This window comes from Alkaliphilus metalliredigens QYMF (genome assembly GCF_000016985.1).
Taxonomy (GTDB): Bacteria; Bacillota; Clostridia; order Peptostreptococcales; family Natronincolaceae; genus Alkaliphilus_A; species Alkaliphilus_A metalliredigens.
This window is the reverse complement of record NC_009633.1, coordinates 2,231,181-2,257,777: the sequence shown is the minus strand read 5'-3', so window position 1 is coordinate 2,257,777 and position 26,597 is coordinate 2,231,181. Positions and strand designations below refer to the sequence as shown.

26 protein-coding genes are annotated in these 26,597 nt (G+C 36.5%); 2 read left to right on the top strand and 24 right to left on the bottom strand.

What is annotated here, in order from left to right; genetic code table 11:
• Nucleotides 1–65: 65 nt before the first annotated feature.
• The 4 genes from AMET_RS10765 to AMET_RS10750 all read right to left on the bottom strand — a co-directional run bounded on the left by AMET_RS10765 (nucleotide 66) and on the right by AMET_RS10750 (nucleotide 4,179).
• Nucleotides 66–1,145 (bottom strand): AI-2E family transporter, encoded by a 1,080-nt coding sequence (locus tag AMET_RS10765; RefSeq protein ID WP_012063316.1) that lies wholly within the window; start codon nucleotides 1,143–1,145, stop codon nucleotides 66–68.
• A 165-nt stretch (nucleotides 1,146–1,310) separates the two neighbouring features.
• Nucleotides 1,311–1,964 carry a YidC/Oxa1 family membrane protein insertase gene (locus tag AMET_RS10760; protein WP_012063315.1) on the bottom strand — a complete coding sequence of 218 codons (654 nt, stop codon included), beginning with the start codon at nucleotides 1,962–1,964 and terminating at the stop codon, nucleotides 1,311–1,313.
• Nucleotides 1,965–2,144: 180 nt separating this feature from the next.
• Complete coding sequence (locus AMET_RS10755; RefSeq protein WP_012063314.1) at nucleotides 2,145–2,801, bottom strand: SurA N-terminal domain-containing protein; 657 nt, start codon at nucleotides 2,799–2,801, stop codon at nucleotides 2,145–2,147.
• A 400-nt stretch (nucleotides 2,802–3,201) separates the two neighbouring features.
• A complete protein-coding gene (locus AMET_RS10750; protein ID WP_157047231.1) occupies nucleotides 3,202–4,179 on the bottom strand; it encodes a hypothetical protein in 978 nt (325 codons plus the stop codon).
• Nucleotides 4,180–4,462: 283 nt separating this feature from the next.
• Here AMET_RS10750 and AMET_RS10745 point away from each other — a divergent pair, with 283 nt between their 5' ends.
• Nucleotides 4,463–6,193: an ABC transporter ATP-binding protein gene (locus AMET_RS10745; protein WP_012063312.1), complete on the top strand. Its 1,731-nt coding sequence runs from the start codon at nucleotides 4,463–4,465 to the stop codon at nucleotides 6,191–6,193.
• Nucleotides 6,190–8,070 (top strand): ABC transporter ATP-binding protein, encoded by a 1,881-nt coding sequence (locus AMET_RS10740; protein ID WP_012063311.1) that lies wholly within the window; start codon nucleotides 6,190–6,192, stop codon nucleotides 8,068–8,070. The genes AMET_RS10745 and AMET_RS10740 overlap by 4 nt, the downstream gene beginning before the upstream one ends.
• Before the next feature lie 23 nt (nucleotides 8,071–8,093).
• On the opposite strand, the gene amrS is transcribed toward AMET_RS10740, so the two are convergent.
• From amrS to AMET_RS25780, 20 genes are all read right to left on the bottom strand, one after another.
• Nucleotides 8,094–8,948 carry an AmmeMemoRadiSam system radical SAM enzyme gene (amrS, locus tag AMET_RS10735; protein WP_012063310.1) on the bottom strand — a complete coding sequence of 285 codons (855 nt, stop codon included), beginning with the start codon at nucleotides 8,946–8,948 and terminating at the stop codon, nucleotides 8,094–8,096.
• Nucleotides 8,949–8,964: 16 nt separating this feature from the next.
• Entirely contained in the window at nucleotides 8,965–10,371 is a 1,407-nt protein-coding gene (gene amrA / locus AMET_RS10730) for an AmmeMemoRadiSam system protein A (protein WP_012063309.1), read from the bottom strand.
• 210 nt (nucleotides 10,372–10,581) lie between these two features.
• Entirely contained in the window at nucleotides 10,582–11,574 is a 993-nt protein-coding gene (locus AMET_RS10725) for a sensor domain-containing diguanylate cyclase (protein ID WP_012063308.1), read from the bottom strand.
• Between the two features lie 91 nt (nucleotides 11,575–11,665).
• Nucleotides 11,666–12,976, bottom strand: a complete 1,311-nt coding sequence (locus tag AMET_RS10720; protein ID WP_012063307.1) for a histidine--tRNA ligase — start codon at nucleotides 12,974–12,976, stop codon at nucleotides 11,666–11,668.
• 546 nt (nucleotides 12,977–13,522) lie between these two features.
• The gene (locus AMET_RS10715) at nucleotides 13,523–14,956 is read right to left on the bottom strand and encodes a flotillin family protein (protein ID WP_012063306.1); all 1,434 of its coding nucleotides are present in this window, start codon (nucleotides 14,954–14,956) and stop codon (nucleotides 13,523–13,525) included.
• The gene (locus tag AMET_RS10710) at nucleotides 14,956–15,555 is read right to left on the bottom strand and encodes a hypothetical protein (RefSeq protein WP_012063305.1); all 600 of its coding nucleotides are present in this window, start codon (nucleotides 15,553–15,555) and stop codon (nucleotides 14,956–14,958) included. The genes AMET_RS10715 and AMET_RS10710 overlap by 1 nt, the downstream gene beginning before the upstream one ends.
• Nucleotides 15,556–15,969: 414 nt before the next feature.
• On the bottom strand, nucleotides 15,970–16,527 hold the full coding sequence (locus AMET_RS10705; protein ID WP_012063303.1) for a hypothetical protein: 558 nt from the start codon (nucleotides 16,525–16,527) through the stop codon (nucleotides 15,970–15,972).
• Between the two features lie 240 nt (nucleotides 16,528–16,767).
• Complete coding sequence (locus AMET_RS10700) at nucleotides 16,768–16,947, bottom strand: H-type small acid-soluble spore protein (RefSeq protein ID WP_041720658.1); 180 nt, start codon at nucleotides 16,945–16,947, stop codon at nucleotides 16,768–16,770.
• Between the two features lie 143 nt (nucleotides 16,948–17,090).
• Nucleotides 17,091–18,317 (bottom strand): serpin family protein, encoded by a 1,227-nt coding sequence (locus AMET_RS10695; RefSeq protein WP_012063301.1) that lies wholly within the window; start codon nucleotides 18,315–18,317, stop codon nucleotides 17,091–17,093.
• Nucleotides 18,318–18,497: 180 nt separating this feature from the next.
• Nucleotides 18,498–19,274: a 3-deoxy-7-phosphoheptulonate synthase gene (gene aroF / locus AMET_RS10690; RefSeq protein ID WP_012063300.1), complete on the bottom strand. Its 777-nt coding sequence runs from the start codon at nucleotides 19,272–19,274 to the stop codon at nucleotides 18,498–18,500.
• Nucleotides 19,264–19,749, bottom strand: coding sequence for a 2-amino-4-hydroxy-6-hydroxymethyldihydropteridine diphosphokinase (gene folK / locus AMET_RS10685; protein WP_012063299.1), 486 nt, complete (start codon nucleotides 19,747–19,749; stop codon nucleotides 19,264–19,266). The genes aroF and folK overlap by 11 nt, the downstream gene beginning before the upstream one ends.
• The gene (gene folB / locus AMET_RS10680; RefSeq protein ID WP_012063298.1) at nucleotides 19,749–20,108 is read right to left on the bottom strand and encodes a dihydroneopterin aldolase; all 360 of its coding nucleotides are present in this window, start codon (nucleotides 20,106–20,108) and stop codon (nucleotides 19,749–19,751) included. Before folB ends, folK begins: the two co-directional genes overlap by 1 nt.
• Nucleotides 20,101–20,961: a dihydropteroate synthase gene (gene folP / locus AMET_RS10675; protein WP_012063297.1), complete on the bottom strand. Its 861-nt coding sequence runs from the start codon at nucleotides 20,959–20,961 to the stop codon at nucleotides 20,101–20,103. Before folP ends, folB begins: the two co-directional genes overlap by 8 nt.
• 16 nt (nucleotides 20,962–20,977) lie before the next feature.
• Nucleotides 20,978–21,544, bottom strand: a complete 567-nt coding sequence (gene folE / locus AMET_RS10670) for a GTP cyclohydrolase I FolE (protein ID WP_012063296.1) — start codon at nucleotides 21,542–21,544, stop codon at nucleotides 20,978–20,980.
• A 20-nt stretch (nucleotides 21,545–21,564) separates the two neighbouring features.
• Nucleotides 21,565–22,404: an aminotransferase class IV gene (locus tag AMET_RS10665; protein ID WP_083760959.1), complete on the bottom strand. Its 840-nt coding sequence runs from the start codon at nucleotides 22,402–22,404 to the stop codon at nucleotides 21,565–21,567.
• Nucleotides 22,405–22,425: 21 nt separating this feature from the next.
• Nucleotides 22,426–23,796: an aminodeoxychorismate synthase component I gene (gene pabB / locus AMET_RS10660; protein ID WP_012063294.1), complete on the bottom strand. Its 1,371-nt coding sequence runs from the start codon at nucleotides 23,794–23,796 to the stop codon at nucleotides 22,426–22,428.
• On the bottom strand, nucleotides 23,787–24,386 hold the full coding sequence (locus tag AMET_RS10655) for an anthranilate synthase component II (RefSeq protein ID WP_041721551.1): 600 nt from the start codon (nucleotides 24,384–24,386) through the stop codon (nucleotides 23,787–23,789). The genes pabB and AMET_RS10655 overlap by 10 nt, the downstream gene beginning before the upstream one ends.
• 145 nt (nucleotides 24,387–24,531) lie before the next feature.
• Nucleotides 24,532–25,011: an HD domain-containing protein gene (locus tag AMET_RS10650; protein WP_041720654.1), complete on the bottom strand. Its 480-nt coding sequence runs from the start codon at nucleotides 25,009–25,011 to the stop codon at nucleotides 24,532–24,534.
• Between the two features lie 58 nt (nucleotides 25,012–25,069).
• Nucleotides 25,070–26,305 (bottom strand): mechanosensitive ion channel family protein, encoded by a 1,236-nt coding sequence (locus AMET_RS10645; RefSeq protein ID WP_012063291.1) that lies wholly within the window; start codon nucleotides 26,303–26,305, stop codon nucleotides 25,070–25,072.
• A gap of 97 nt (nucleotides 26,306–26,402) precedes the next feature.
• On the bottom strand, nucleotides 26,403–26,564 hold the full coding sequence (locus AMET_RS25780; RefSeq protein WP_012063290.1) for a hypothetical protein: 162 nt from the start codon (nucleotides 26,562–26,564) through the stop codon (nucleotides 26,403–26,405).
• Nucleotides 26,565–26,597: the final 33 nt, after the last annotated feature.

The following is a 26,597-nucleotide window of genomic DNA, read 5'->3' as shown; positions in this document are numbered from 1 at the left end:
TTCTCACTATAATCCTATTCTAAAGCTTCAATGTGAACCGACTGTGAACATATGCTAATATCATATTATTTTCCCCTAAGTTTTAACTTCCAAATTTGAAAGCCGTGTGTGAATAGGACTCTACAAATTCCATAAGTAGGAACAACCAGTATCATGCCAATTAAACCTATTAAACGACCTGCCACTAATATTAAAAACATAATCGTAATGGGATGCATTTTTAGTTTTTTCCCAATCACTTGGGGTGCGATGAGATTGCTTTCAATCTGTTGAATAACAACAACAGTGACGACAATAAGCAGTGCCATCATTGGTGATTGAAACAGGGCAACAATTACAGCAGGAAAAGTCCCGATCCAAGGTCCAAAGTAAGGAATAATATTTGTCACACCTGCTATTACAGCCAATAGTAATGCATAGTCTAGTCCAACAATAAGGAATGTAATATAACATAAAATACCTACACAAAGACAAACAATTCCCTGCCCTTGTATATAGGAACTAAGGGTTGTATCGATCTCCTTCAAAATATCTTCAACCTCACCACGTTGTTTCTCGTTAAAAATATTTAAAATAGACTTCCCAAATCTCTCTCCATCCCTTAGCATATAAAAAAGAATAAATGGAACAATGATTAATACAAGTACTGCATTTGCTAGTACTCCTATAAAACTTGCCACGTTGGAAGCAATGTTTTTACCCAGTTCATTCAGCAAATCACCTAGTTGAAATATAAACTCTTCTACATTCAACATCTCACTTAATTGATTTCCTTGAAAAATTCCACTTTCTTGGATATTGATGACACTTCTCTGGATTTCAGAAATAATAACAGGCATATTGTCAGTTAAGCTCTGAAGCTGCCTCTGCAGTATCGGACCAATGATAATGAATAGACTTATCATAATGAAAATTAGAAAAACATATAATAGTAAAATGGATACTCCCTTTGATAATTTTTTGTTTATTACATCGCGAAGGGGTCTCAATAAGTAAAAAAGAAATCCAGAAAGGATCACTGGAATAAATAAAGTTTGAAATATAACTATCAGAGGATTAAAAATCCAATCGATTAGTGAACCAACATATATAATTAAAAATAGAAGAAGAATTCCTTTACCCAATTTAAATAGTTTTGTATCCATAATGATTGTCTCCTTTTCTCAGTGAGGTTCGGCTATAGGGTTATTATATAAATTTAACTGTGGACTAAATATGAAGAATTATGAACAAAGGTTTATCCTATTTATAAAAAAAATGCTACACTTGGTACTTTAACCAGTTCAGCATGTTTTTTATCCTCATTGATGTTAACTTGAACCTTCCCTTTGTTTTAAATAGGGTTTATTAATCACGATTTGCTGACCTGCTTGAAATAGATTGCTTATTACCCAATATAGAGTCAATCCGGCAGGAAAACTTCTTCCCCACCAAAAAATCATAATAGGAAAAAAATATTTCATGATAACTTGGGTTGGATCTTTTTTATTGCCTGTGGCTGCCATGGAAATACTAGATAAATAGGTAGTTAAACCTGCTAACAAAGGCAGTATCCATGGATCTGCTTCAGCTAGATTCGGTATCCATAAAAAACCTGCCTGTATTACTTCTAGGGTAAATCCATAATCCATAGGCTCTCTTAATACTGTAAATAAGCCAATAATTATAGGAAATTGAATTAATAAAGGTAAACATCCCCCAAAAGGACTCACATTATACTCTTTATAAAGCTCCATTACTTTAATATTCATTTGTTCTTTATCATCTTTATGCTGCTCTTGTAACTCCTTAATCATTGGTTGTATTTCCTGCATTTTTTTCATGGATTTTGTTTGTTTCATTGTTAAAGGAACCATTGCTAATTTCACAAGTACTGTAAATACAATAATTGCAATACCATAATTTCCAATCACGTCAAATATTATTTTCAAAAGTGCACCTAATGGTTGTGTTAAAAAATTCAAAACCAATTCCCCCTATAATCATTTATTTTACTAAAAATCGTAGCCCCCAGGATGAAAACCAATAAAAATAAGTTGCCAGGATTGCCTATAAATATAGGCTTAATCCTGGCATATATCATAAATCTAAGGGAGGGCATTGTATTTAAATTACAAATAGCGTGTAATCCCATAGAAATTTTTCTAAAGTAAAATCTCTATGTTACCTTCCGCCTTTAAGGTTTCAAGCAACTCCCAAAGGCTGGCTTGAAACTTTTGATACTTAATCTCTTCCTGTAATTGAGGCTGTATTTCTTCAAAGGATGGTAGATCCTCCATGGTTTCGCTGTATTCATCATACATCGCCATCATTTCCTCTTCAGATACAGTGGGGTCTCCGACTTCATCTTGGATATATTGTCTAAGCATGATTTCATTAGCTATGTCTTCTTCTAATAATGCTAGGGTTAATTGGTTTACCTCCAAAGCCATTGAAAATTCTTCTTCACTTTCAAACTGGGATTTAATTTGCTCTATTTCATAGTTTAATTCATCCTTAGAGACCTGGTAATCCCTTTCTAATGTACTCTGTAAAAGTAGTTCCTGTTCAATCAGGTTATTTAAGGCATCTTCCTCTATCAATGCGATTAATCCTTTGTCATCCTCACTTTGGAAATCTATTCCAAACTGTTGTTGGTAATATAACTTGGTGTTCTCTACTACGCTTTCAAAATCTACCCTCCGAATTTCCTGACTATTTACAATGGCTACTACTTCAACTTCCTCTTCTGTGGCAGCACATGCTGTAAATGAAATTAGAAGTATTCCTACTAATATAATTAGTAATCCCTTGTGCAACAAACGAACAACTCCCTTCTCAATCAATTTTTACACAGGCAAGATCCAAACTTAAAATCAATTATATTTAGACCATTAACCCATGGATTTGAATTAGCTATCGTTCATAATTGAGTATATCAGCTAATTATAAACTATAGATGAACAAAGCATTAACTATTTATTAAATCTATTTCCAAATAATGGTGTTACTTTATATGCCACCAGATAGTACATCCTAGAGGACCTATTCCTTTTTTAATGGCAACTCAACAGTAAAACTAGATCCTTCATTTATCTTACTTTCTGCATCAACATCATCACAAAAAAAGACCAACCAGAAGAAAAATTTCCAGTCGGTCTAAATTTTATGAAATAAGAATCTCCCACTTCATGACTTAGCCTATGTGGTGGCAGTGTTCAACTATTGTTTTAGCATTTCATATATTCCATCTTCACCATAAACTCGATAATAAGTACCTCCTGCTTTATTATAAATACCATAAATTTTAGAGGCTATCCAATGAAGATCAGATTGTTCAGCTCTCTCTGAATGATCTATGAATAATACCATGTTATTTCTCTCCCCCACATAAAGGGTTCTCCATGGATATCCATAATTCACTTCCAGTTCAGTGACTTCTTTTACTTCTTCAGCTGTTACCCCCTTCCACCGATAGGTACCCGTGCTATTTAGGATTTCATATAGTCTTTCTATGACCACCTTATCGGTATAACGAGTGTCGGTAGTCAATTCATGAATTTCAGCTGGCATCCTATCATTGGATATAACTTCAATCCGTTCTGGCTCCATTACAGCAGCACTTAGTAAAAATATGCACACCACCGTTGCCACAGATGCTCCTATGAATTGAAAAATAATACTTCGTTTTTTATATTTAAAATCATCATGTAGATACAAATATGCTTCAACAGATCTCATAATTTCACGTTTCGTTTGAGCACTGAACCACCTTTTAAAGTGGATTGTATGCACCTTTTCAGTACTACTTACATAAGAATCCCTCACCTTAATTTCAATTCTCTTTTTGGAGTCAGGAAATATAAATTTTGTAATATCCTTTTCCTGTTTCTTTTCTGCCTTTGAAAACTCTACCGCTGCTATTGCTTCCGTCACTGCTTCTAATAAATGCTGAGATTTTTCTACCTTCACTGAATAATCTGTTCCAAAAAAATATTGCATCATAAAATAAATAAGAATAAACATCACTAAAAACAGTGGCGTATATTCTTCGCCCCAAGTATTATCCATAATTTCAGTCAGCCCATAGGCAATTGCAAGCAATTGGGCTAAAGCAGAAAGTGCCTTTATATTATTAAAGGTCCGTCTTCCTTTCATTTTTGACACTGCATCTCCTAGCATTACTAACGAGGTAACCATAAGAATAAAAAAATTATTATATAATAACAAAAAACCCCCCCTTTTAAATAAAAAAATATCCATAATGCACTCTCTACTATACTAACATATTACACATTATATGGAAATTATTTTGCCCTTCGTCTTGACCGTTACATTTAAGATTTTTACCACTTCAATCTTACCCTAAGCTCTGGTGTCACTTAATTAAAATTGACATGAAAATTTTTTAGTGATAATATATGCCAAGACATTTATATAGATTCGGGATCAAGGTTATAATTTACAATGGGAGATGATTTTCATGATTAAGTTACTCAGATATTTAAAGCCCTATCGTCTGTCAGTGTTATCTGCTTTAGGTTTAGTGTTTCTACAAGTCATTGCGGAGTTATTTTTGCCTACATTAATGGCTGATATCGTTGATATAGGCGTGGTTACAGGGAATACCTCATACATATTTAAAGTAGGAGCCATCATGATGATCATTGCATTGGTAGGTACATTATGTGCCGTTTACGCCAGCTATTTATCATCAAAGACTGCCATGGCCTTTGGACGAGATCTTCGTAGTCAGATGTTTGAAAGAGCCGAGGATTTTTCCCTTAACGAATTTAATAAAATAGGGACATCCTCCCTGATTACCAGAACCACAAATGACATTACACAAATGCAACAAGTGGTCATGATGTCTCTGGGCATGATGGCCAGAGCACCGATGATGGGTATCGGTGGGATTATTATGGCAGTTTCCAAAAATGCAACCCTCTCATTAATTATTGTCTTTGTTGTCCCTGTCATTACATTGGGGATCGTTGTTGTGGCTAAAAAAGTGACCCCATTATTTAAATTAATGCAAACCAAGCTGGATAATCTAAACCAAGTCCTAAGGGAAACCCTTACAGGTGTTAGAGTCATTAGAGCATTCAATAGAGTAGAACATGAGAAAGATCGCTTCAAAGAAGCAAATCATGACCTGACAAGCACATCCATTAAGGTTACTAAAATAATGGCAGTGATGATGCCCGCTATGTCCCTTATCTTTAATTTTACCACCATAGCTGTCATTTGGTTTGGTGCCACCAGAATTGACAATGGAACCATGCAGGTAGGAGACCTAATGGCCTTTATTCAATATGTCATGCAAATTATGTTCGCTTTAATTATGCTTTCCATGATGTTTGTGATGTTCCCTCGTGCCTCTGCATCTGCAGTCAGGATTAATGAGGTATTTGATACGATTCCAGAAATAAAAGATCCCCTAAAGTCTAGGGCTACTCATACAAGAGATGGCCTTATTGAGTTTAAACATGTTACATTTAGCTATCCCGGTGCAGAGCATCCAGTGCTAAAGGATATTTCCTTTACTGCAAGACCCAATAAAATTACAGCAATTATTGGGGGTACAGGCTCAGGAAAATCAACACTAGTGAATTTGATCCCTCGATTTTATGATATTGATAGTGGTCATATTCTAGTAAATGGTATGGATATCAGAGAAATGACACAAAAATCCTTACGAGGAAAAATTGGATTTGTTCCCCAAAGAGCAGTTCTTTTTACAGGAACAATTGCAGATAATATAAAATACGGGAAAGAGAATGCAACAATGGAAGAAATTCAATATGCATCTGAAATAGCCCAAGCAACTGATTTTATATCCAATATGAAGGATGGCTTTGATTCCGTCATTGCACAGGGGGGCACTAATCTTTCTGGAGGCCAAAAACAACGGCTTTCTATTGCCAGGGCCTTAGTCAGAAGACCAGAAATCTATTTATTCGATGATAGTTTTTCTGCACTTGACTTTAAAACCGATTCAAAATTACGTGGTGCTCTCAAAAATGAAACGAAGAACGCCACCCAAATTATCGTTGCGCAAAGAGTCACTACGATTATAGATGCAGATCAAATTATTGTTTTAGATAAAGGTCAAATTGCAGGGATCGGAACCCATAAGGAACTTCTTAAAACCTGTGATGTTTATCGGGAGATTGTATCTTCCCAGCTTTCAGAGGAGGAGATGGCCCAATGAAGGATCCCAAACAACAAAAAACAATGATGAGACCCGGTGGTGGTCCTGGTAAAGGCCCAATGTTGGGTATGCCCGGGGAAAAACCCAAGGACTTTAAAAGAACATTGAAAAGATTATTAAGTTATTTGAAACCATTTAGATTTCGAATCATTGTCGTTATTATCACTGCCCTATTAAGTACAGGCTTTAACGTCCTAAGCCCAAGAATTATGGGGATGGCAACAACGAAACTCTTTGAGGGAACAACCCAGCGAATGCAAGGATTCCTTGGGGCTCCTATCGATTTTGACTATATCCTAAGGATACTATTTATTTTAGCTGGATTGTATATTGCCAGTGCAGTTTTCGCCTACGCACAGCAACGAATTATGGCTATCGTTGCACAAAAAACTGTCTATCATATGCGTAATGATGTCAACCATAAGCTGGCTAAATTACCCCTTACATTTTTTGACTCCCATACACATGGAGAAATATTAAGTAGAGTCACCAACGACATTGATAACATTAGTAATACATTGCAACAAAGCATTACCCAAATGATTACATCAGTCATCACATTAATCGGTATCATCATTATGATGCTTATCATCAGCCCTATTATGACACTTATTTTAGTGGTCACACTGCCTCTATATGCATTCATTACAAAAGCCATCGCTACACGCTCTCAGGAATATTTTTCAGCTCAACAAAGTACTTTGGGAGAGCTCAATGGACATATAGAAGAAATGTATACTGGACATAAAATTGTTAAGGCTTTTTCTAGAGAAGAACAATCCATTGCACATTTTAGTGAAATAAATGACCAACTTTATAACGTAGGATGGAAGGCTCAGTTTATTTCAAGTATCATTATGCCCCTGATGTCATTTATCAATAATATTGGTTTTGTATTTATTTCTGTTGTTGGTGGTATTTTAGCCATTAGAAATGCAATCCAAATTGGAGACGTTCAGGCATTCATACAATATTCAAGACAATTTACACAACCCATTATCCAAACAGCTAACATTGCTAATATTCTCCAATCTACGGTGGCATCTGCAGAGCGTGTTTTCGAACTATTGGATGAAACAGAAGAAATCCCAGATATTAAAGTGAGTAAGCATGTTAAAATGCCAAAGGGAGAAGTTGCATTCAGAAATGTCAAATTTGGATATAAAGAAGACGAGCCTTTAATGGAAAATATGAATATAGATGTAAAGCCAGGTCAAACAATTGCCATTGTGGGGCCAACTGGTGCAGGTAAGACAACCCTAGTCAATCTCCTAATGCGCTTTTACGAAATAAGTGAAGGTAAGATTACTGTAGATGGTGTTGATATTAGGGATTTTAAAAGAGGACATTTAAGAAGTATCTTTGGTATGGTTCTACAAGATACATGGCTATTTAATGGCACCATAAAAGAAAATATAGCCTATGGTCGCGCTGATAGCACCGAGGAGGAAATCATGAATGCGGCTAAGGCGGCCCATGCAGATCATTTTATCAGAACACTTCCAGATGGATACCATACAATACTTGGAGAAGAGGCTTCAAATATTTCACAAGGTCAAAAACAGCTTCTGACAATTGCCCGTGCATTACTGGCAGACCCTGCGATACTTATCTTGGATGAGGCCACAAGTAACGTAGATACCCGAACCGAAGTGTATATACAAAAAGCAATGAACACCCTTATGATGGGTAGAACAAGCTTTGTCATTGCTCACAGGCTCTCCACCATAAAGGATGCAGATCTCATATTGGTGATGGATGAAGGTAGTATTATCGAAAAAGGAAATCATAGAGAACTTTTAGCCCAGAAGGGTTTCTATGCAGACCTTTATCATAGTCAATTCACTGCTGGGAAAAACAATCTAGTGAAAACATAGATAGGAAAGGCCTTCTAATTATCCTATATATTTCCTAAAATGACTTTATCCAGGTATTTTCTAGCAATTTCTTCTGCTTTTCTCATAAAACCGATGTCTGTTGGAGCGTTCTCCAGCTTATATCTCGGAAAATACCTTGATAGATGTAAGGGAATGCCTGGGTCTACATGACTTAAAATTTTTGCAATTTCCTCTACTTCCTCTAATGTGTCATTTTCACCAGTGACTAATAATGTCGTGACTTCCACATGGCATGCTTTTGCAGCTGTTTCGATGGTTTTTAATACTGGTTCTAAACTTCCACCACAAAGAGCTTTATAATATTTACCATTAATGCTCTTCAAATCAATATTCATGGCATCTACATAGGGTAGTAGCTCTTTTAAGGGTTCCTGGCTAATATATCCATTTGTCACAATGGCTACCGCTGCCTTCGGGTCCGTTTCTTTTAAAAACCTTGCACAATCATATACATATTCATACCAGATACTTGGCTCATTATAGGTAAATGCCACCCCTATGTTATTTTTTGCTGTCAATATCGTCTTTATCAATTCTTCTTTAGATACAAATTCACTTTTTGCTTTAAATTGCGAGATATCATAGTTTTGACAAAAACCACAAACAAAATTACATCCAAAACTCCCTACGGAGAGAATCTGGCTACCAGGCCTAAAATAATGAAGTGGCTTTTTTTCGATAGGATCTAAAGAGACAGAAGTCACTTCTCCATAATTTATCGTATAAAGTTTCCCATCTTCATGGGTTCGTACATTGCACTTACCTGTATGTCCATTTTCAATAACACAATTATGTGGGCATAAGAAACAATGAACTTTTTCTTTACTCATTTCATAAAACATGGCTTCTTTTTTCATGGTGTTGACCTTCTTCCTAATTCTCTTTATGGCGAATGACTTTAAATCGCTGTATTTTATACATTTGACTGGACTTTATGCCGGCTTTTTCTAAGGCAATTGATAACTGTTCTTCCACTGTATCGACCCCTTCTAGATCAGGAAGTAGCAGTCCTGTTTTCCCTTTGCTACTTACAATGACACCATATTCCTTTGGACTTAAGGCTTCTTTAGAAACATATTCAGGCTCTGTTAGCACATCCACTGAAAAAACAATGTCCATAAGCTCTTTTTCTTCAACTTCATAAAACCTAGGATCATTAAGCCCTGCTTCAATTGCATTGCGTATAATCTCCTCAGCAATATTGTTGGTTGTAGGAAATACAGTTCCAATGCACCCCCTTAACTCTCCATGCATTTTTAGAGACACAAACACCCCTCTTTTTGTATTTGTCATTTCCTCTGTTACATAGTCAGGAAGCTCTTTAAGTACTTCTTCACAGTCTAGGTAAGTCGTTAAACTTTCTCTAGCCAGTCTCACATGGGGGTCACTTTCATATTTTCTTTTTTCATAAGTAGCGCTCCGTAGTTCTTCTAATTTCTCTAATGTAGGCGCATCCTCCGAAAGAACATCAAACCTCATGACACCATAGCCAACACCAAATGTGCCTTCATAGCTTAAAAGATCGCCACTAAACTCCTTCCCTTCTAATGCACCAAGTAAAATGGCTACGGAACGCCTTCCACATTCCCCAGCATGACAGATCATTTCTTCATCCATGCTTAATACACCCACCACATCTCCTCTTTGTAAATGGTCAAGAAAAGCTGCGTCGAATTTTTCACCAGAAGGATGATGTCCGTAAGGTCCTTCTTCCTTTAATTTATGAGATAAATCGCCGCTTGCTATCAAAATGGCATCTTCCTTTAGTTCTTGTACTGCATTATTGATTTCAATACCTAATTTATATAACTCAATGTCACTTAAAGCTGCATAGGTAATATGTACAAGTTGATACTTGTTATAATACTGATTGATAAAATACAGCGGAACCAAAGCACCATGATCCAAAAAAAGAGAAGTATGATATTGATCTAAAAGAGAATTTGTTGCCATGACAACAGATATGCCTTTATGATATGCAAGTTCAAATATTCTACTTGTGAGACCTTTATGGATCGGAGACCTCATAGAAACATTCGGAACCCCAAAGCTTTTCAAATCTCCATAAATCTCATCAGCATCGGCAAGTGCAATGGCATCTTGAAACATGGTACCATGGGGTGTGACAAGTATAATCACATTAGGAGATTTTTCAGCAATCTCCTTTCCTACGGTATGCAAACTATTACCGGTATCCCGAATCCTTTCTTCCTCTCCTTTTCCTACCTCTGGAACCACAATGGGGGGATGGGGAAGTAAATAAAAACCCTGTAAACTCACAAGAATCACCTCTCTGCATGATTTATCTTTAGTATTTCAATTTATGAGATTAATTAATCAGACTTTGCCTTTCAATGTAATGGTCCTTACCCTCTCACTTCTACACCTGCTCTTTTTTCATCGTACTTGATAATACTGGTGTGATCTTCTTTAGATTTCCTTCTTCCTTCAGTGTTTGCATAATCTGAAATATTTGGCTTCCTTGTTCCTTTAACTTACCATATTCTTTCCTGTATTTTTAGAACAATAAAGCTTTTCATCAGATTTTCGAAATAAATCCTTAACACTTTTAGCTTCACAGCAAGAGGCAACACCTAAACTGACAGTAATTTTCAATTCACTATGCTCAGAGGCAATGGCTGTGTTTTTTATAGCTACCCGCATCTTTTCTGCAATTCGTCTTGCATCCTCAATACTGGTATTTGGCAGTAGTATTGCAAATTCATCTCCACCGTATCTAAAACAACTATCGGTGGAACGGGTATTTCTTTTCATAATTTCCCCTATTTGTCTAATTACTACATCTCCCATTAAATGACCATGTTTATCATTGATTACCTTGAAATTATCAACATCAAATAAAATAACAGAAAAGCCATGGCTACTTCCTTCTTCTTTTTGTCTTGTGTAAAGCTCAAATGCTTTATTCAATTCTTCAAAGAAATGTCTATGATTATAAAGTCCAGAAAGACTGTCGATAGCTGATAAAATCCTGAGTTGCCTGTTTGCTTCCTCTAGCTTTTCATTCAAGCTAGTCAACTCTTCTTCTGCTTTTTTCAAAGGTGTGATATCCCTAGAGGTGCCCCAGGTACCAATAATCTTTCCCTGCCCATCATATAGCGGATATTTAGAAGCCGAAAGCCACATGATCTCACCATCTGCTTTAATTAATTTTTCAATTCTACTGATAATGGGCTCACCTGTCCTCATGATTTGCTCTTCATCATGATAAGCATTGTTAGCAAAATACTCAGGAAAATAATCATAATCATTTTTTCCAATAACCTCCATAGGATTATCAATACCAAATAGTGATGCATGTGCCTTGCTGCTTAAAAGAAATGTAGAATTTCTATCTTTAAAATAAATTGTATCGTGGGAATTGGTCATGATTGTATTTATAATTAGACTTTTATTAAGTTCTGATTCCTTGGCATGAAAAGTCTTATGATTACTCTCCACTTGGATGCACTGTTTTTTCATAATAACCTCCCCATCAATTGAATATTTACTTTTAAACAAAAAAAAGAATATCTTATCTAAAGATATTCTTCTTGTTTTAATGAAATCCTTTTTATGTTAAACTTTGTATTCGCCTCAATACATTATTTCCTATTTCAGATATCTTCATTTCTTCCTCTGTACCGCTTTTCATATCCTTCATTTTAATCCGTTGGCTCTTCACTTCATCTTCTCCCAGTATTAACACATAAGGAATTTTTTCTTTATTAGCATAATCAAGTCTTTTCTTGAGCTTTCGCTCTGTCATATCTATGTCTACTTTAATTCCTTGTCCTCTCAATTCACAAGCCATCTTCAAGGCTTCAGCCTCAGTACCTAGGGGAATAATATAAACATCTAAATTTGACTCTAATTCATTATCCCTCTTCATGCTCAATGCTGTGTATATAACATCAAGACCAAAGGAAATACCTACCGCTGGATATCCCACCTCATTTTGAATAAACTTTCCAATAATATCATCATATCTTCCACCTGCGCCCATACTCGATGTAATACTGCCATCCTTTAGGAATATCTCATATACAGTCCCCGTGTAAATTTCAAGTCCCCTTGCTAAAAAGGGATTATACTTTACTTTACTTCCAATACCCATGGCATCAAGATAATCATTAAGCTCTTCTAGTTCCTGAATTCCTTCTTGCATTAATGAATTTGACGCTATTCCTTTATAATAATCTATGGAAGCCGCCTCTTTATTGTTTAATAGCTCGATAATGTTCTCCACTACCTCTGGTTGTAGGTTCTTCTCCAAAAGTTCTTTTTTAACCCCTTCTATTCCTATTTTTTCAACTTTATCTAAAGAGAGTATCACGTCACTGGCAAGTTCTTTGTTTATTTTCAGCTTCATTAGCGTCCCAGATAACAATTTTCGATTGTTATAGGATAGATAAATATCAAGCCCTAATTTATCAAATACTTCAGTTGCCATAAACATCAACTCAGCCTCTGCCATCATTGACTTTACCCCTACGACATCTACATCACACTGTATAAATTCTCTCATTCGTCCTAATTTTACTGGTCCATCCCTAAAGACTTTTCCAATCTCATAGCGTTTGAAAGGCATTCTTAAGTTAGGGTTCATACCTATTACCTTTGAAAAAGGAATAGTCAAATCATATCGTAATCCTAATTCTCTTTCTCCTTGATCCTTTAGACTATAGGTTTCCTTCAGAATTTCTGCTCCCCCTGCGTATTTCGATGCTAAAACCTCTAAATAGTAAAGTGTAGGGGTTTCCAGTGGTTGATAACCATAAAGTTCAAAAACCTCTTGCAGTTTCTTAATAATTCCATTTCTAATAATTTGTTCATTTGGGAAAAAATCTTTTGTTCCTTTTACATTTTTTAATTCAAGATCCATTGTTTATTCCTCCTTTTATATTGTTTTATAAAACACAAAAGCTACATAGACATAATTGTCTACGTAGCTTCATTTAAGCCGACCATCGTAGACACAAACACCAATAGCGCTTGTGTCTACAGAAAATTCTATAGCTCCAAGCGCAGTTTGTGATGATGATGGAATTGAAGATTTATTTTGATAATCGGATTTAGTTTCATGTTTACCTCCAAATAGTTTTTATATTAAGAGTAAATATATCCATTTATTTACCCTTTATGATCAGGATTAAAAGTATAATTTCATTTGTTAAACGATTATTCTAATACTATCACAAATTGCCTCCTTTCATCTACTAATTGTTGTAATGTTGATTCATAAATAGATTCTCCTTAATCCCAATCAAATAAAACAGCATGATTTCTAAATTCATAGAAATCATGCTTTTTTATTCTTACGCCTTTAACTTCTTTTTAAACGACTAAAGATGTATGTTATTTAAGTTTGGAGTTGTGTTGATCTAGAATTATTTATTTAAAGAGTGTGATTAAATTTCCTTCATTGCGATTATTCTTGATTATTTTCTATAGGATTCTCTGTGTTGACTTCCTTTGTGTTCATAGGAATTTCCTTGGTTTCTTTTGTTTGTAAAAGATAGTTTGGTAAATCCAAACCAGCACTATTAAATATATCCTGTAGAGGTGGAAGTGATTGCATCATTCCTGATAAAAAGTTGGCTGTAGCTGGCTTTCCACCATCTTTTCCACCACCCATGTTATCCCATACAGTTACTTTATCAATGTTAATGCCTTTAATTGCTTCTACCTGTATTTTCACTAGCTCTGGAAGTCGATCAGCGATCATCATCATCACTGCTTTTTCTGGTATCCCACCGGCAGCTCCAATAAGCTTTTGGAAACCTTCTGCTTGTTTTTCAAGCATTTCCTTGGTACCCCTAGCCTGTGCATCCATCTTAGAGAATATGGCGTCTGCTTCACCTCTGGCTATTCTTCTGAATTCTTCAGCCTGGGCCTCTGATTCAATTTCTAACTTTTGCTTTTCAATTTGTGCATGAACAAGTACATCTGCTTCCATTGTAGCTTTTTCTCTTCTAGCCCTAGATTTTTCTGCCTCTTCTTCAGCTAAATAAGCTTCCTCTAGTGCCTTTGCTGATTGAACCTTTTCTGAAGCACTGGCTCTTCTCTCAGCCTCAGCAGTCCGCTCTCTTTTCTCTGCATCAGAGTTGGCTACAGTGATTTTAGATCTGTTTTCACCCTCTACTGCTGTGGCATCAGCTTCAGCAACCTTAACTCTTTGGTCTCGTCTGGCCTGTGCTTCACCAATGGATCCATCTCTATCCTTTTCAGCCACACTCTTTTTCGCATCATTGACTGCCTTAGCAGCCGCTTCTTTTCCTAGGGCCTGTATGTATCCCGACTCATCATTAATATCTGTTACGTTTACATTGATTAATCGTAGACCTATTTTTTTAAGCTCCGATTCTACGTTGCTAGAAACAGCTTCAAGAAATTTATCTCTATCAGTATTAATTTCCTCAATATCCATGGTTGCAATGACTAATCTTAGCTGACCAAAGATAATGTCCTTTGCCAACTCCTGTATTTCTGCAAGACCTAATCCCAATAATCTTTCGGCGGCATTTTGCATGATCCCTGGTTCAGTAGAAATTCCCACTGTAAACCTTGAAGGTACATCGACCCTGATATTTTGCTTACTCAGGGCATTTTGAAGATTTACTTCTATGGATAAAGGAGTCAAATCTAAAAACTCAGAATGCTGAATCACAGGCCATACAAATGCGGCCCCTCCATGAATACATTTAGAAGACCTATTTTCATCTCCTTCTTTCCCCACTTTACCATATACAACTAGAATCTTATCCGATGGACATCTTTTAAACCTTGCGAAAAGCGCCGCAATTGTTCCAAATATCACGACTACAATAACCGTTATTAAAATTACTCCATATGTTGAACCCACTAAGCATCCCCCTTGTTCATTTTTTCGACTAATAAAATACTATTACTGACTACATCTTTTACAACAATAATATGTCCTGTTGTAATCACATCATCTTCATCTGTCATGGCATCCAATTCCCTAAAAGAACCTTGAAGCTTGATACTTACTTTTCCCATGCCATTTCTTTTGGCAGGAATCCGCAGATACACTTCTCCAGTGACACCTTTAGCCCGTTGAATATCCATGGTCCCACTGTCGGCAAGCTTTGTAATAAAATAAAAAAGTGCCGATACAATGAGGAGTACAATAATACCAAGTATGGTGGATAATAAAACGGTAGTGAATTGTCCCAATCCTGCATTAGAAAATGTGATTCCAGCCCATCCAAATACTGCAAAAAAGGTAATGAAGTTTTTCACAGTAAATATTTGAAATCCCGGTTCAAAATCACCATCATCTCCTAGATCCATTCCATCTTCTCCGCCATCAAGGCCCCCTTCACCGCCAATCCCTACAAAAGTCGCCACTAGCTGTATTACCAACAATACGGTGAAGGGTATGGCTAAATACCAATAAATCCTATCAAATACTAACACTTCTGTAAGCCAATCTATCAAACCAACACCTCCTTTCTAGCCAAAAATTAAAATTCATCCTATATAATAGACTCCTAGGATGCTAAAAAGTTCCAATTTCTAGCTATATTTTTTTGCATTTCAATCATTTATTTCTCTTATCTTATGTAAATAAATTCCACATCTGTTATCTATTGTATCACAGAAATTGACTAAAACAATACCGCCTTAGTAGATGAGTTAAAATTTAATCTTATTGTAATATAAAAATATATAAATACAAAAAAGATGACTCCTGTACAAAACAGAAATCATCTTTCATTACCTTATGGTCTTCTTTATATCGTCCTTTACTTAAGGATATATTTTCATTACTGCAGCTTATTCGAAGAATCAACCAGTCCATCTCCAACCATATTTCCTTCACGATTGTAATGGCAGACTTTATAATTAAAATTATATTAGTTTTTTCTTAGCCTTGAAAGGTGCTTCAATGTAGTCCATCTCTACATACCTAATATGGGAGTCCGTTTCCCCTAAAACCAAATAGGCAATATATAATTTCCCTGTGTTGAACAGCCTTTCGATATGGTTCTGACTCACACTTGCTTCGATGATTTTGTAAAAAATATTTTCCTCTGTTAGTTTTGTAAAAGGTGATGTTCGTTTTGCAGTAATGATCTTTTCGTTGTTATAATCAAAAATTGCTTTGTTGGAGACCTTCATCAATAAAGTGATCACTCGATATAAAAGAATTCCTAAAAAAATAAGTGAAATGGTTATGCCAATGTATATCAGATATAGAATTGCCAAATCTGGTAGAGATGTTGTAGAATCCATTGGATTAGCAAAAGAACTTCTAAAACCAATGTCGTTCCTATTAAATATGCCATTCTTAACTCTGTTTATGAATGTGAAAAAACTGAAAGTAATGATAAACTTTAGAAGTAAAAACAATAAACTGCTTATAATTCCTTTGAAGCTTGCCTTTAATCGAATCACTTTTTCATCCATTTCCCGTCCCCACTTTTGTTAATTTATTTTGTTAAACTCTATAAGATATATATTCCCATTGATGTAGGATTACTAACAATTTTATTATAACAAAGAGATTCTCCAAAATCAATTGTCTTAATTGTGTCATTTCAATGACTGTCAGGATTGATTCTCATTTGACTGTTTTCAAAATTAATAAAATAATTGCCACCTACTTTGAAAAAGCGGTGGCAAATGAGAGGCAGGATGTCATAGAATTTAATGCTCCACTAGGTTATTTAAAGGTACCTCTTGTTTCTTATCAGGTTTATTAAGTAGATGAATATTAGCCGTTTGGGTATTCTCGTTTACATTTTCAATATATATTTCTTTTCCATTATAAGTTACACTAATCATATTTGGAGAAGAAATAATTTCTTGTGCCCGTGTTTTATCCACAATATTACCTCCTTTATTATTTATCAATCAATGTTAGTTTTTACATCATATGAATGAAATATTCTTTCATGTAAATCCATAACATTATTTCTATAACAAGAGGTTTATTATTTCTCTAAAAAACAGACTTTAGGATACTGATTCTAGTTAATACCGCTTAACTTTCCCATAAAGAGGATTGTGTCGGATTCATCATTTGCAATCACAAACATAAAGGGTCTATTGGCTACAAAACTTAATGGGTCTGCCATTGCACTCTCAGTCATTACAACCACCGTTGCAGCTGCAGCCTCGCTTCCCTCTTCATTAACCTCGATTACTGCCTTATGCAGCACCTCACTGATAAATATTCCCTCTCTAATCTTAGAAAAGTCTGCGGCAGGACCAAAGGCCTCCCCCATTCCTAAATTAGCTAAACTATTATTTAATTCCTTAATCCCATATTCTAGCTCAAATTTTGGTATTTGAAGCTCTACATCCTTTTGAGAGGAAATACCCTCACGAATTTCATTCCATTTTTTGTGATCCATTGACCCAATAAAATCATTGATCGAAGTGTTTTCCTCTGGAAGAATCACATACATTGATGTACTTTCATTTCCATAGGGAAGTTTAACTGCGGTAAAATCCACTCCATCACCATAGGCTACCTTACCATTTCTCCTCATCATTTTAATATCATTAACATCGCCATCCTCGGTGAAGAATTCTCCATCAAATGTTTGGGCCTCCTCAAAGGGTACTGTCCAACTACCCTTAAAGTAAATGGCATTGATTAGATACATCAATACATTTGATGAAATAGGACCCTGGATCATTTCCTCAATCTTTCCCTCTGTGGCATCCTCAATCCACCCATTAATTTTATCCGCTGAATCCGCTTTGGAAAAATCCAATTCAGTTACATAGGCATCAAAAACATCTTGATTGATGTCAAGAAAGGCTTCTTTAAATCCGCCACCTTCTCTAGCCCATATGGAGTTGGCAATATTAAGCTCGATCCCTTGATCCATATTATTCATATATTTTAATAACTCCCTGTAGCTCTCATTGAGAACCTCCATATCGATGCCTTGGTATCTTAGGCCTTCAGCCATTCCATCCTTGGTGGTTCCCTCTGCTCCCTGATATGTCATTGAAAGGGCCGTTGATATGCTTAGGGGAGAGATGAAAATACTTTCTCCAGAATCCTCTTGGTTTAACTCCTTAAAGATGTCCCATGCAAATTGGTTATTCCCCTCCATCACACTGGAAGCAACCTTATCTTCATTATATTCATGGACTGTCACTGTATTGAATAAGCTCCCACAGCCTGTGGTGGATATCAATAATAATGCTGTCAAAAGGACAATAGCAGTTCTCTTGATCATTTTATTCAACTCCTTATATGTGATTTGACTTTATTATTATTTAGACGTGTAAATGAATTGAAATGTTCCTTCTTTACCTATTAAGTTAAATAGAAAGCTAGTAGATGATTTTGGTTTTACCTTCAAGGATGAAAAAGGACCTTCTAATGAAGGTCCTTTTTCATAGGCTCATTGATCCACTTATTTATCTCTCCGTACCTGTTCATATTCTTCAAAGGTCAGGGATTGGTGCCCGTCACTTAGGGCACAGGGAGGATTTGGATGGACCTCGATCATTAATCCATTGGCACCGCAGGCTAAGGCAGCCTTAGACATAGGCTTCACCAACTCCCGAATTCCCGTTCCATGGCTTGGGTCAACAATAACAGGCAATCCTGTTTCCTTTTGCATGATAGGTACAGCAGCTAAATCTAAAGTATTTCTAGTATAATGATCATAGCTCCTAATCCCTCTTTCACACAGGATAACATTTTTATTCCCATGGGCTACAATATATTCTGCTGCAAGAACCCATTCTTCTATAGTAGCACACATCCCTCGCTTCAGTAGAATAGGCTTGTCCAGTCTTCCCATGGTTTTTAAGAAGGAATAGTTAAACATATTTCTAGAACCAATTTGGATGATATCAGCATGTTCAGCTACAACATCCATATATTTTTCATCCATTAGCTCTGTAATAATAGGTAAACCCGTAGCTTTACCAGCCTCTTTCAAGTATTCTAGCCCCTCAATTCCTAAGCCCTGAAAGGCATAGGGACTGGTTCTAGGCTTGAAGACCCCACCTCTTAAAACATCTACTCCGATTTCCTTTAATTGAAAAGCCGTCTCCATAATCTGTTCCTTTGACTCTACGGAACAAGGACCTGCAATATAAATGGGAGGGTGATTGCCCCCAATTTTTAAATTACCGACCTCTACTATAATTTGTTCTCCAGTTAAAATTCTTTTATCCATCATAGTAAACCTTCCTAATCCCTTGGTCTTCAAGGATTTTAATGATATTTTTTATTGCATTTCCACCTATTGTAATATTTGATGCAATCTCATGTAAGGGAATTATGACAAAGGCCCTTTCCGTCATTCGAGGATGGGGGACAGTTAGTTTTTTCTTCCTGGAGGTAAAGTTTTCATAAAGTAGTATATCTACGTCGATTGTTCTGGGGCCCCAACGAATCAATCTTTTTCTATTTAATGCTTCCTCGATCCCATTACAGTATCCGAGTAAATAATAGGGGGTCAGGGTGGTATCTCCTTCCACTACTACATTTAAGAAAACATCCTGATCCTCATAGCCTACTGGATCTGTTTCATAATAGGAGGATATCTTTGTGACAGTGAAGCATTCATGCTGCTTCAACATTTGAATAGCCTCATCTATGTAATTTTTTTTATCTCCCATATTACTTCCCAGCCCTAGATATACCTTCGCCATTACCTTTTTCTCCTTATTTCCACCCCGAAGTAATCATAAATCCCGTTTACTGGAGCCTCCGGTTTTCTAATGGTTACAAGAATCTCATTTACCCTAGAAAAATCCTTCAGCACCTTAGCTGCAATAGTTTCTGCCAAGGCTTCGATTAATTGAAATGTTTGGTTTTCTACAATATCCTTCGTAACATCATATACCTCAGCATAGTTGATCGTATCTTTTACATCATCTGAATTCCCTGCTGTCTTCAAATCTGCATATAGCTCTATATCTACAAAAAACTTTTGTCCCAGTCGATTTTCCTCCGGTAACACGCCATGGTAGCCATAGAACCCTAGGTTTTTCAAAATAATTTTATCCATTTTCCCTCCCCCTTACAATGGCATCTGTAACCATTGCTGTCCTTATATTTTCTTTAATATCGTGCACCCGTAGGAGATCTACCCCTTGAATAATTCCCATAACAGAAGTGGCTAAGGTTCCCTCCACCCTTTCTTCAGGAGGTAAATCTAAAATTTTTCCTATCATGGATTTTCTAGAGGTTCCTAATAGAATAGGATATCCCAAACCATTCAATTCCCCTAACCTGCCCATTACATGTATATTTTGCTCCGAGGTTTTTCCAAAGCCTATGCCCGGATCTAAAATAATATTTTCTTCTTTAATTCCTGCTTTTTTAGCAATATCTATGGATTCCCTTAAGAAATCAATCATAGACTGGATAATATCTTGATTATATTCTGTGCCTATTTGGTTGTGCATCATCACTACGGGCACATCATATTTAGCAATCACCTTGGCTATTTTTGGGTCCCTCTGTAACCCCCACACATCATTAATCATATGGGCCCCTGCCTCTAGTACCTTTTCCGCCACTTCCCCCTTATAGGTATCCACAGAAATAGGTACATCAATTTCCTTTATCAGTCTTTCCACAACTGGAAGAACCCTTCTCAATTCCTCTTCTCCTGTAACCTCTTGGGCTCCTGGCCTGGTTGATTCTCCCCCTACATCTATGATATGGGCTCCCTCTTCTACCATTTTTTTTGCGTGGGTTACAGCCTTTTCCACATCTACATAGCTCCCACCGTCAGAAAAGGAGTCAGGGGTAAGATTGAGAATTCCCATAATGTAGGTTTTAGCTCCAAAATGGAAAGTATGCTTTCCACATTTTACTTCTACTTCTCTATTTGGAACATATTGAATATTTTTCATAGACTCTGCCTCCAGTTTAGCTACCAAATTGAATCAATGACATAGCTTCTGCCCTTGCCTTTGCATCGGTTTTAAAGATTCCCCTCACAACGGAAGTAACGGTTTTGGAGCCTGACTTCTTTACACCCCTCATGGTCATACACATATGCTCTGCTTCAACGACTACAATAACCCCATGGGGATCTAGTTTGTCCATAATCGTCTCAGCAATCATAGATGTTAAACGTTCCTGTAGCTGAGGTCTTTTAGCTACTGTATCTACTACCCTTGCCAGCTTACTTAATCCCGTTAGCTTGCCACCCTTAGGAATATACCCTACATGGGCTTTCCCAAAGAAGGGTACTAAGTGATGCTCACACACTGAATAAAAGGGAATATCCTTTACTAATACCATTTCCTCATGCTTTTCATCTTCAAAATATATATCTAAATGATCCTTTGGATCCGCCACTAATCCTTCGAAGATTTCATCATACATTTTGGCAATGCGTTTTGGTGTATCAATTAAGCCCTCTCTGTCTGGGTCCTCTCCTATAGCCTCTAGTATATCTCGAACCGCTCGCTGTATTTTTTCCTTATCCATTTTTGACCCTCCTCCTTGATCTATTGTTGTGCACCTATATAATCCTCATATTGTTTTCTTAAAGTTTGCGTCACTATATTCTTGTGTAAATTGAACTGTTTTCCCTCTATCTCTACAACTGGCATAATTTCTAGTAGGGAATTAGTTATAAATACCTCCTCGGCCTTTAAAAGATCTTCCTCTGTGTACCCTCCTGCTTCAACCCTTAGGTCTAGGCCCCTTGCTATTTCTAATATTTTATTTCGCATGATTCCCTCTAATATTCCACATTCCACAGCCGGTGTATAAAGTATGCCTTCCCTTACAAAAAAGATATTGGATATAGCTCCTTCACAAATCTTCCCATGGACATTTGTAAATACCACCTCATGGTAGCCCTGAGCCAGTGCCTCTTTCCGCACCAACAGGTTTTCCAAATAATTATTGGACTTAATATAGGTTAGGATAGAATAGGGATTTCTTTTTACCTCAGTAAAGCATAATTTAAAGCCCTGTTCATAATCCTTGTTTGTGTAGACATTTTTTCTAATCGATAAAATCACATCCACATGATCCTGACTTTTTATACAAGTGATCTTCAATGTACCTGTGGGGAGCTGATTTGCCTGGATTAATTGATACGCCCACTCTTCTATCAGGGCTTCCTCAATCTTCAATTGAAGATCTAATTTCCTACAGCCCAGGGTCAATCTTTCCAAATGCTCTCTTAGAAAAAATATTTTTTTGTTATGATACTTTAGGGTCTCAAACAACCCATAGCCATAGAAAAGAGCCTCTCCACTAGGGGATAAATGTCCCTCACCTTCCCCTATGAGTTGACCATTCATTAAAATATACATGGAATCACCTTCATTTCTCATCTTAAAATTAGAGCTATATCCCTAACTTTTTAACGCCTGTATTAAAGCCCTCGCCTTATGGAGGGTTTCTTGGTATTCCATCTCTGGATCAGAATCCCATACGATTCCTCCCCCTACTTGAAAATAGGCTTTATTGTCTTTACATACAATGGTTCTAATTACAATATTTAAGTCTGTGTCTCCGTTTAGACCTATATACCCTATAGATCCCGTATAAATATTTCTTTGGGTCGGTTCAAGCTCATCAATGATTTCCATAGCTCTTATTTTAGGTGCCCCGGTTATAGAGCCCCCTGGAAAGGTTAATCGAATACAATCAATTACATCGTATTCCTTCCTTAGCTCTCCTTGAACAGTAGAAACCAAATGATATACTGTTGCATATTCTTCTAAATGGAAGAGTTCCGTTACCTTTACTGAACCATCTTTTGATACTCGTCCCAAGTCATTTCTTGCTAAATCAACGATCATCAAAAGCTCGGCCTTGTCCTTTTCACTGGTTAACAAATCCTCTCGATTTGCCAAATCCTCCTCAGGGGTTTGTCCCCTAGGCCTTGTTCCCTTAATGGGTCGGGTTTCTATCAGACCGTCTTTAATTTGGATGAATCGCTCAGGGGAACTACTGACAATATGGCCTTCTCCATAATCAATAAAGCTTGCAAAGGGAGCTGGATTAATTTGACGCAGTTTGCTATATAGCTCATAGGGAGATTCCTCTAGCTCACATTCAAACCTTTGGGTTAGATTAGCTTGATAAATATCCCCTGCTCGAATATATTCCTTAAGTTTACTAAGGGCAATAATATATTCCTCTTTTTTAAAATTAGATTTTAATTCTACAGATTTGTCCTTATCCCTTATATCTGTCTTAACACCTTTTCTTTCTTCTTCATATATCCGTTTTGATATTTTATTAACAATATCATTGGGATCTTCTTTTATTCCCAAGGCAGCCACATAGGTCTGATTTTTTATATGGTCAATAATAATCACCCCATCATAAAGACCCATAAAACAGTCAGGAATCTGTACATCATCAATAGCAGTTCTAGGTAGATGCTCCACATGGTGACACAGGTCATAGCCAAAATATCCTACAAATCCTCCCAGAAAGGGAAGCTCGCTTTTATAATCCCTTTTATACTTTTTATATAGTTCTCTTAACTTTTCAAAGGGATCTCCAGAGTAGGTATGGATTTTCCCACCATCAATGATATCGATTCTATTATTTTTACTCTTAAATACTAAGCTAGGCGCAAAACCTATAAAGGAATACTTTCCTAGTTTCCCATAATCCATGCCACTATCTAGGAAAAAGCTATAGGGCTCTTCTTTAAAAACTGTATATAATTCAAAACTATTTAATGAGGTGTTGATTTTTTCTATATACATTTTTTCACCTGCTCATATTGTACTCGTGCCGCTATTAGAAAGTTATTTAACAGCTCCATTCCCATTTCTGTTAGGATGGCTTCGGGATGAAACTGTACCCCTTCAATCATATATTCCCTATGCCTAATCCCCATGATTTCTCCCTCATTTGTTTCTGCAGTAATTTCAAAGCACTGTGGCAAGCTCTCCCGTTCAACTACTAGGGAGTGATATCGGGTAACATTCAGAGGGTTTTTTAGCCCACTGAAGACCCCCACACTTTTGTGGTGTATCGGATGGACCTTACCATGGACAGGCTCTATAGCTCGAATTACATTTCCACCAAAGACTTGTCCTATTGTCTGGTGTCCAAGGCATATTCCTAAGATCGGGATCTCCCCTTTAAATCTCTCAACCACATCTATACAAATTCCAGCTTTATTTGGTGTACATGGTCCAGGAGACAACACAATAACTTCTGGTTTTAAGGCTTCAATTTCTTCTAAAGTAATACAATCATTCCGATAGACTAGTACCTCTTCCTTTAGACAAGCTAGGTATTGAGTCAAATTGTAAGTAAAGGAATCATAGTTGTCAATCATTAATATCAGGTCCCTCACCCCTTTATTTTTTAGAATTACTTTAATTTTCCATAATTACATTATATATGCTGTCCAACTAAAAGGTCAAACCTAAATGCTAAAAGTAGTTAAATTTTTAACTACTGTATTTGGATAAATCAATACCCATACCTTCTCAATAGTGCAGCAAGGGCTTATTATTCCCCGTAAATCTTTTACATCCTTGAATCGCTCCGCAGTCTATACACAAACGGGATTTTTTATCCCCTTCAAATATAACCTGCTCTAAGGCCGTCTCCAAATCCGTACCCTTCCGATGCTTTATAATAGCCTGTACAATAAGTTCTATCTCAAATTCACTAAAATCACAATCCATGAGTATCCCCTTAGCAAGCTCTCCACCAGTCACAGCATGGTCAGTTCCATCGGCATATTGTCTCCACCTACCAATATCATGCAATAGGGCCGTTGCATAAATTAGTTCCTTCTCTACCTCTAGATTGTTCTCTAGGGCGACGATGTATCCTACCCTTGCTACATCTAAACAGTGTTGAAGATTATGCCTACATAAAACTCGGTCCGTTTCTGCCTCCATATTCCTTTGAAGATAAATCTGATATTGCAGATTTCCTAGTATTTTATCCACTCTTTTCATACCCTTCTCTCCTTCCCTCATTTACAACTATACCCATAGCTGAGCACTTCATGGAATTCTATATACTTCTCAGTTTACTAAAATCATATCCTGTGGGCCCTTGATAAATCCTAAGATCAAACTCAGGAAGCACAGCTAATATATGATCAAAAATATCCGCTTGTATTGCCTCATAATCTGCCCATGCGATTTCATTTGTGAAAGCATATATTTCTATGGGCAATCCATTTTCAGTGGGTTGAAGCTGTCTCACCATTTGGATCATATTTTGACTTACCTTAGGATGATTTTTTAAGTAGTTCTCTATATAACTCCTAAAGATCCCTATATTGGTTATGTGTCTTCCGTTAGCAGCATGTGCGGAATTCACTTTATAATCCTTGTTGTATTTATCTATTTCTTTTCTCTTATTCTGAAGGTCTTCTTTAATGTATTGGATTTCCTCAAATCCTGCTAGCATCTCTTCATCACAAAATTTGATGCTTGTGACATCTATATAGACAGCTCTCATAATTCTTCTACCACCGGACTCCTGCATCCCTCTCCAGTTCTTAAATGATTCTGATATAAGTAAATAGGTTGGAATCATAATAATCGTTTGATCCCAGTTTTGTACCTTTACTGTATGCAGAGAGATCTCTAACACATCTCCATCCGCTCCATACTTAGGCATTTCGATCCAGTCTCCGATTTGTAGCATGTTATTTGTGGTAATTTGAATACTGGCTACAAGTCCCAGTATGGAGTTTTGAAAAACAAGAATAAATACTGCTGTTGCAGCACCTACACCACTTAATAAAATCCACGGAGAACGATCTATCAAAACACTGATAATGATAATAATACCAATGGTATATAAAGTGATCTCTACCACCTGAATATATCCTTTAATAGGTCTTACCTTAGCTATTCCATAGCTTGAGTAGATATAATTTATGGCATCTAAGAATCGATTGAGTGCTAGTAAAACAATGAAAACAATACAGGCAAAAGCAATTCTCTGAATCCACATTTGATAAGCAGGAAATACTGGAGCAAATGCATGTATGATTCCTATTGGCACAATACGAGCCAGTCGATCAAAAACCTTTTTCTCTACAATGATATTGTCCCATTTAGCTTTTGTTTTCTCAGTATAAGACTTTAACGTTCTAAGAAGAACCTTTCGCACAATTGAATCAACGATCAGGCTGACCATGATAATCACGATAACCGCTATTGTATTAGAGAAATACTGGGCTACCCTCTCATTTGTACCATAATTTATCAATAAATCCTTAATAAGTTCAATCAATTTCCAACCCCTCCAGTACTACGTTTTTAACCTATCCATAGAAAAAGACTCACCGTGGTCGCCCTCCAGGACTAATCTCCCTTATCTATATATTTTTCTATACCTCAACTAAGCTCAACATCAATTTACCACACATTTCATTGGTTTCTAGATTGAAATGTACCATTTCTATTTCTTCCTCTGGTGAAAAGCCACTCCAGTACGCCGGCACTTGATGAATAAATCCACATACCGAACACTTATAGAATACCATTTCCATAGTCTCACCTCCAAATTTCTTATCATAAAGTTA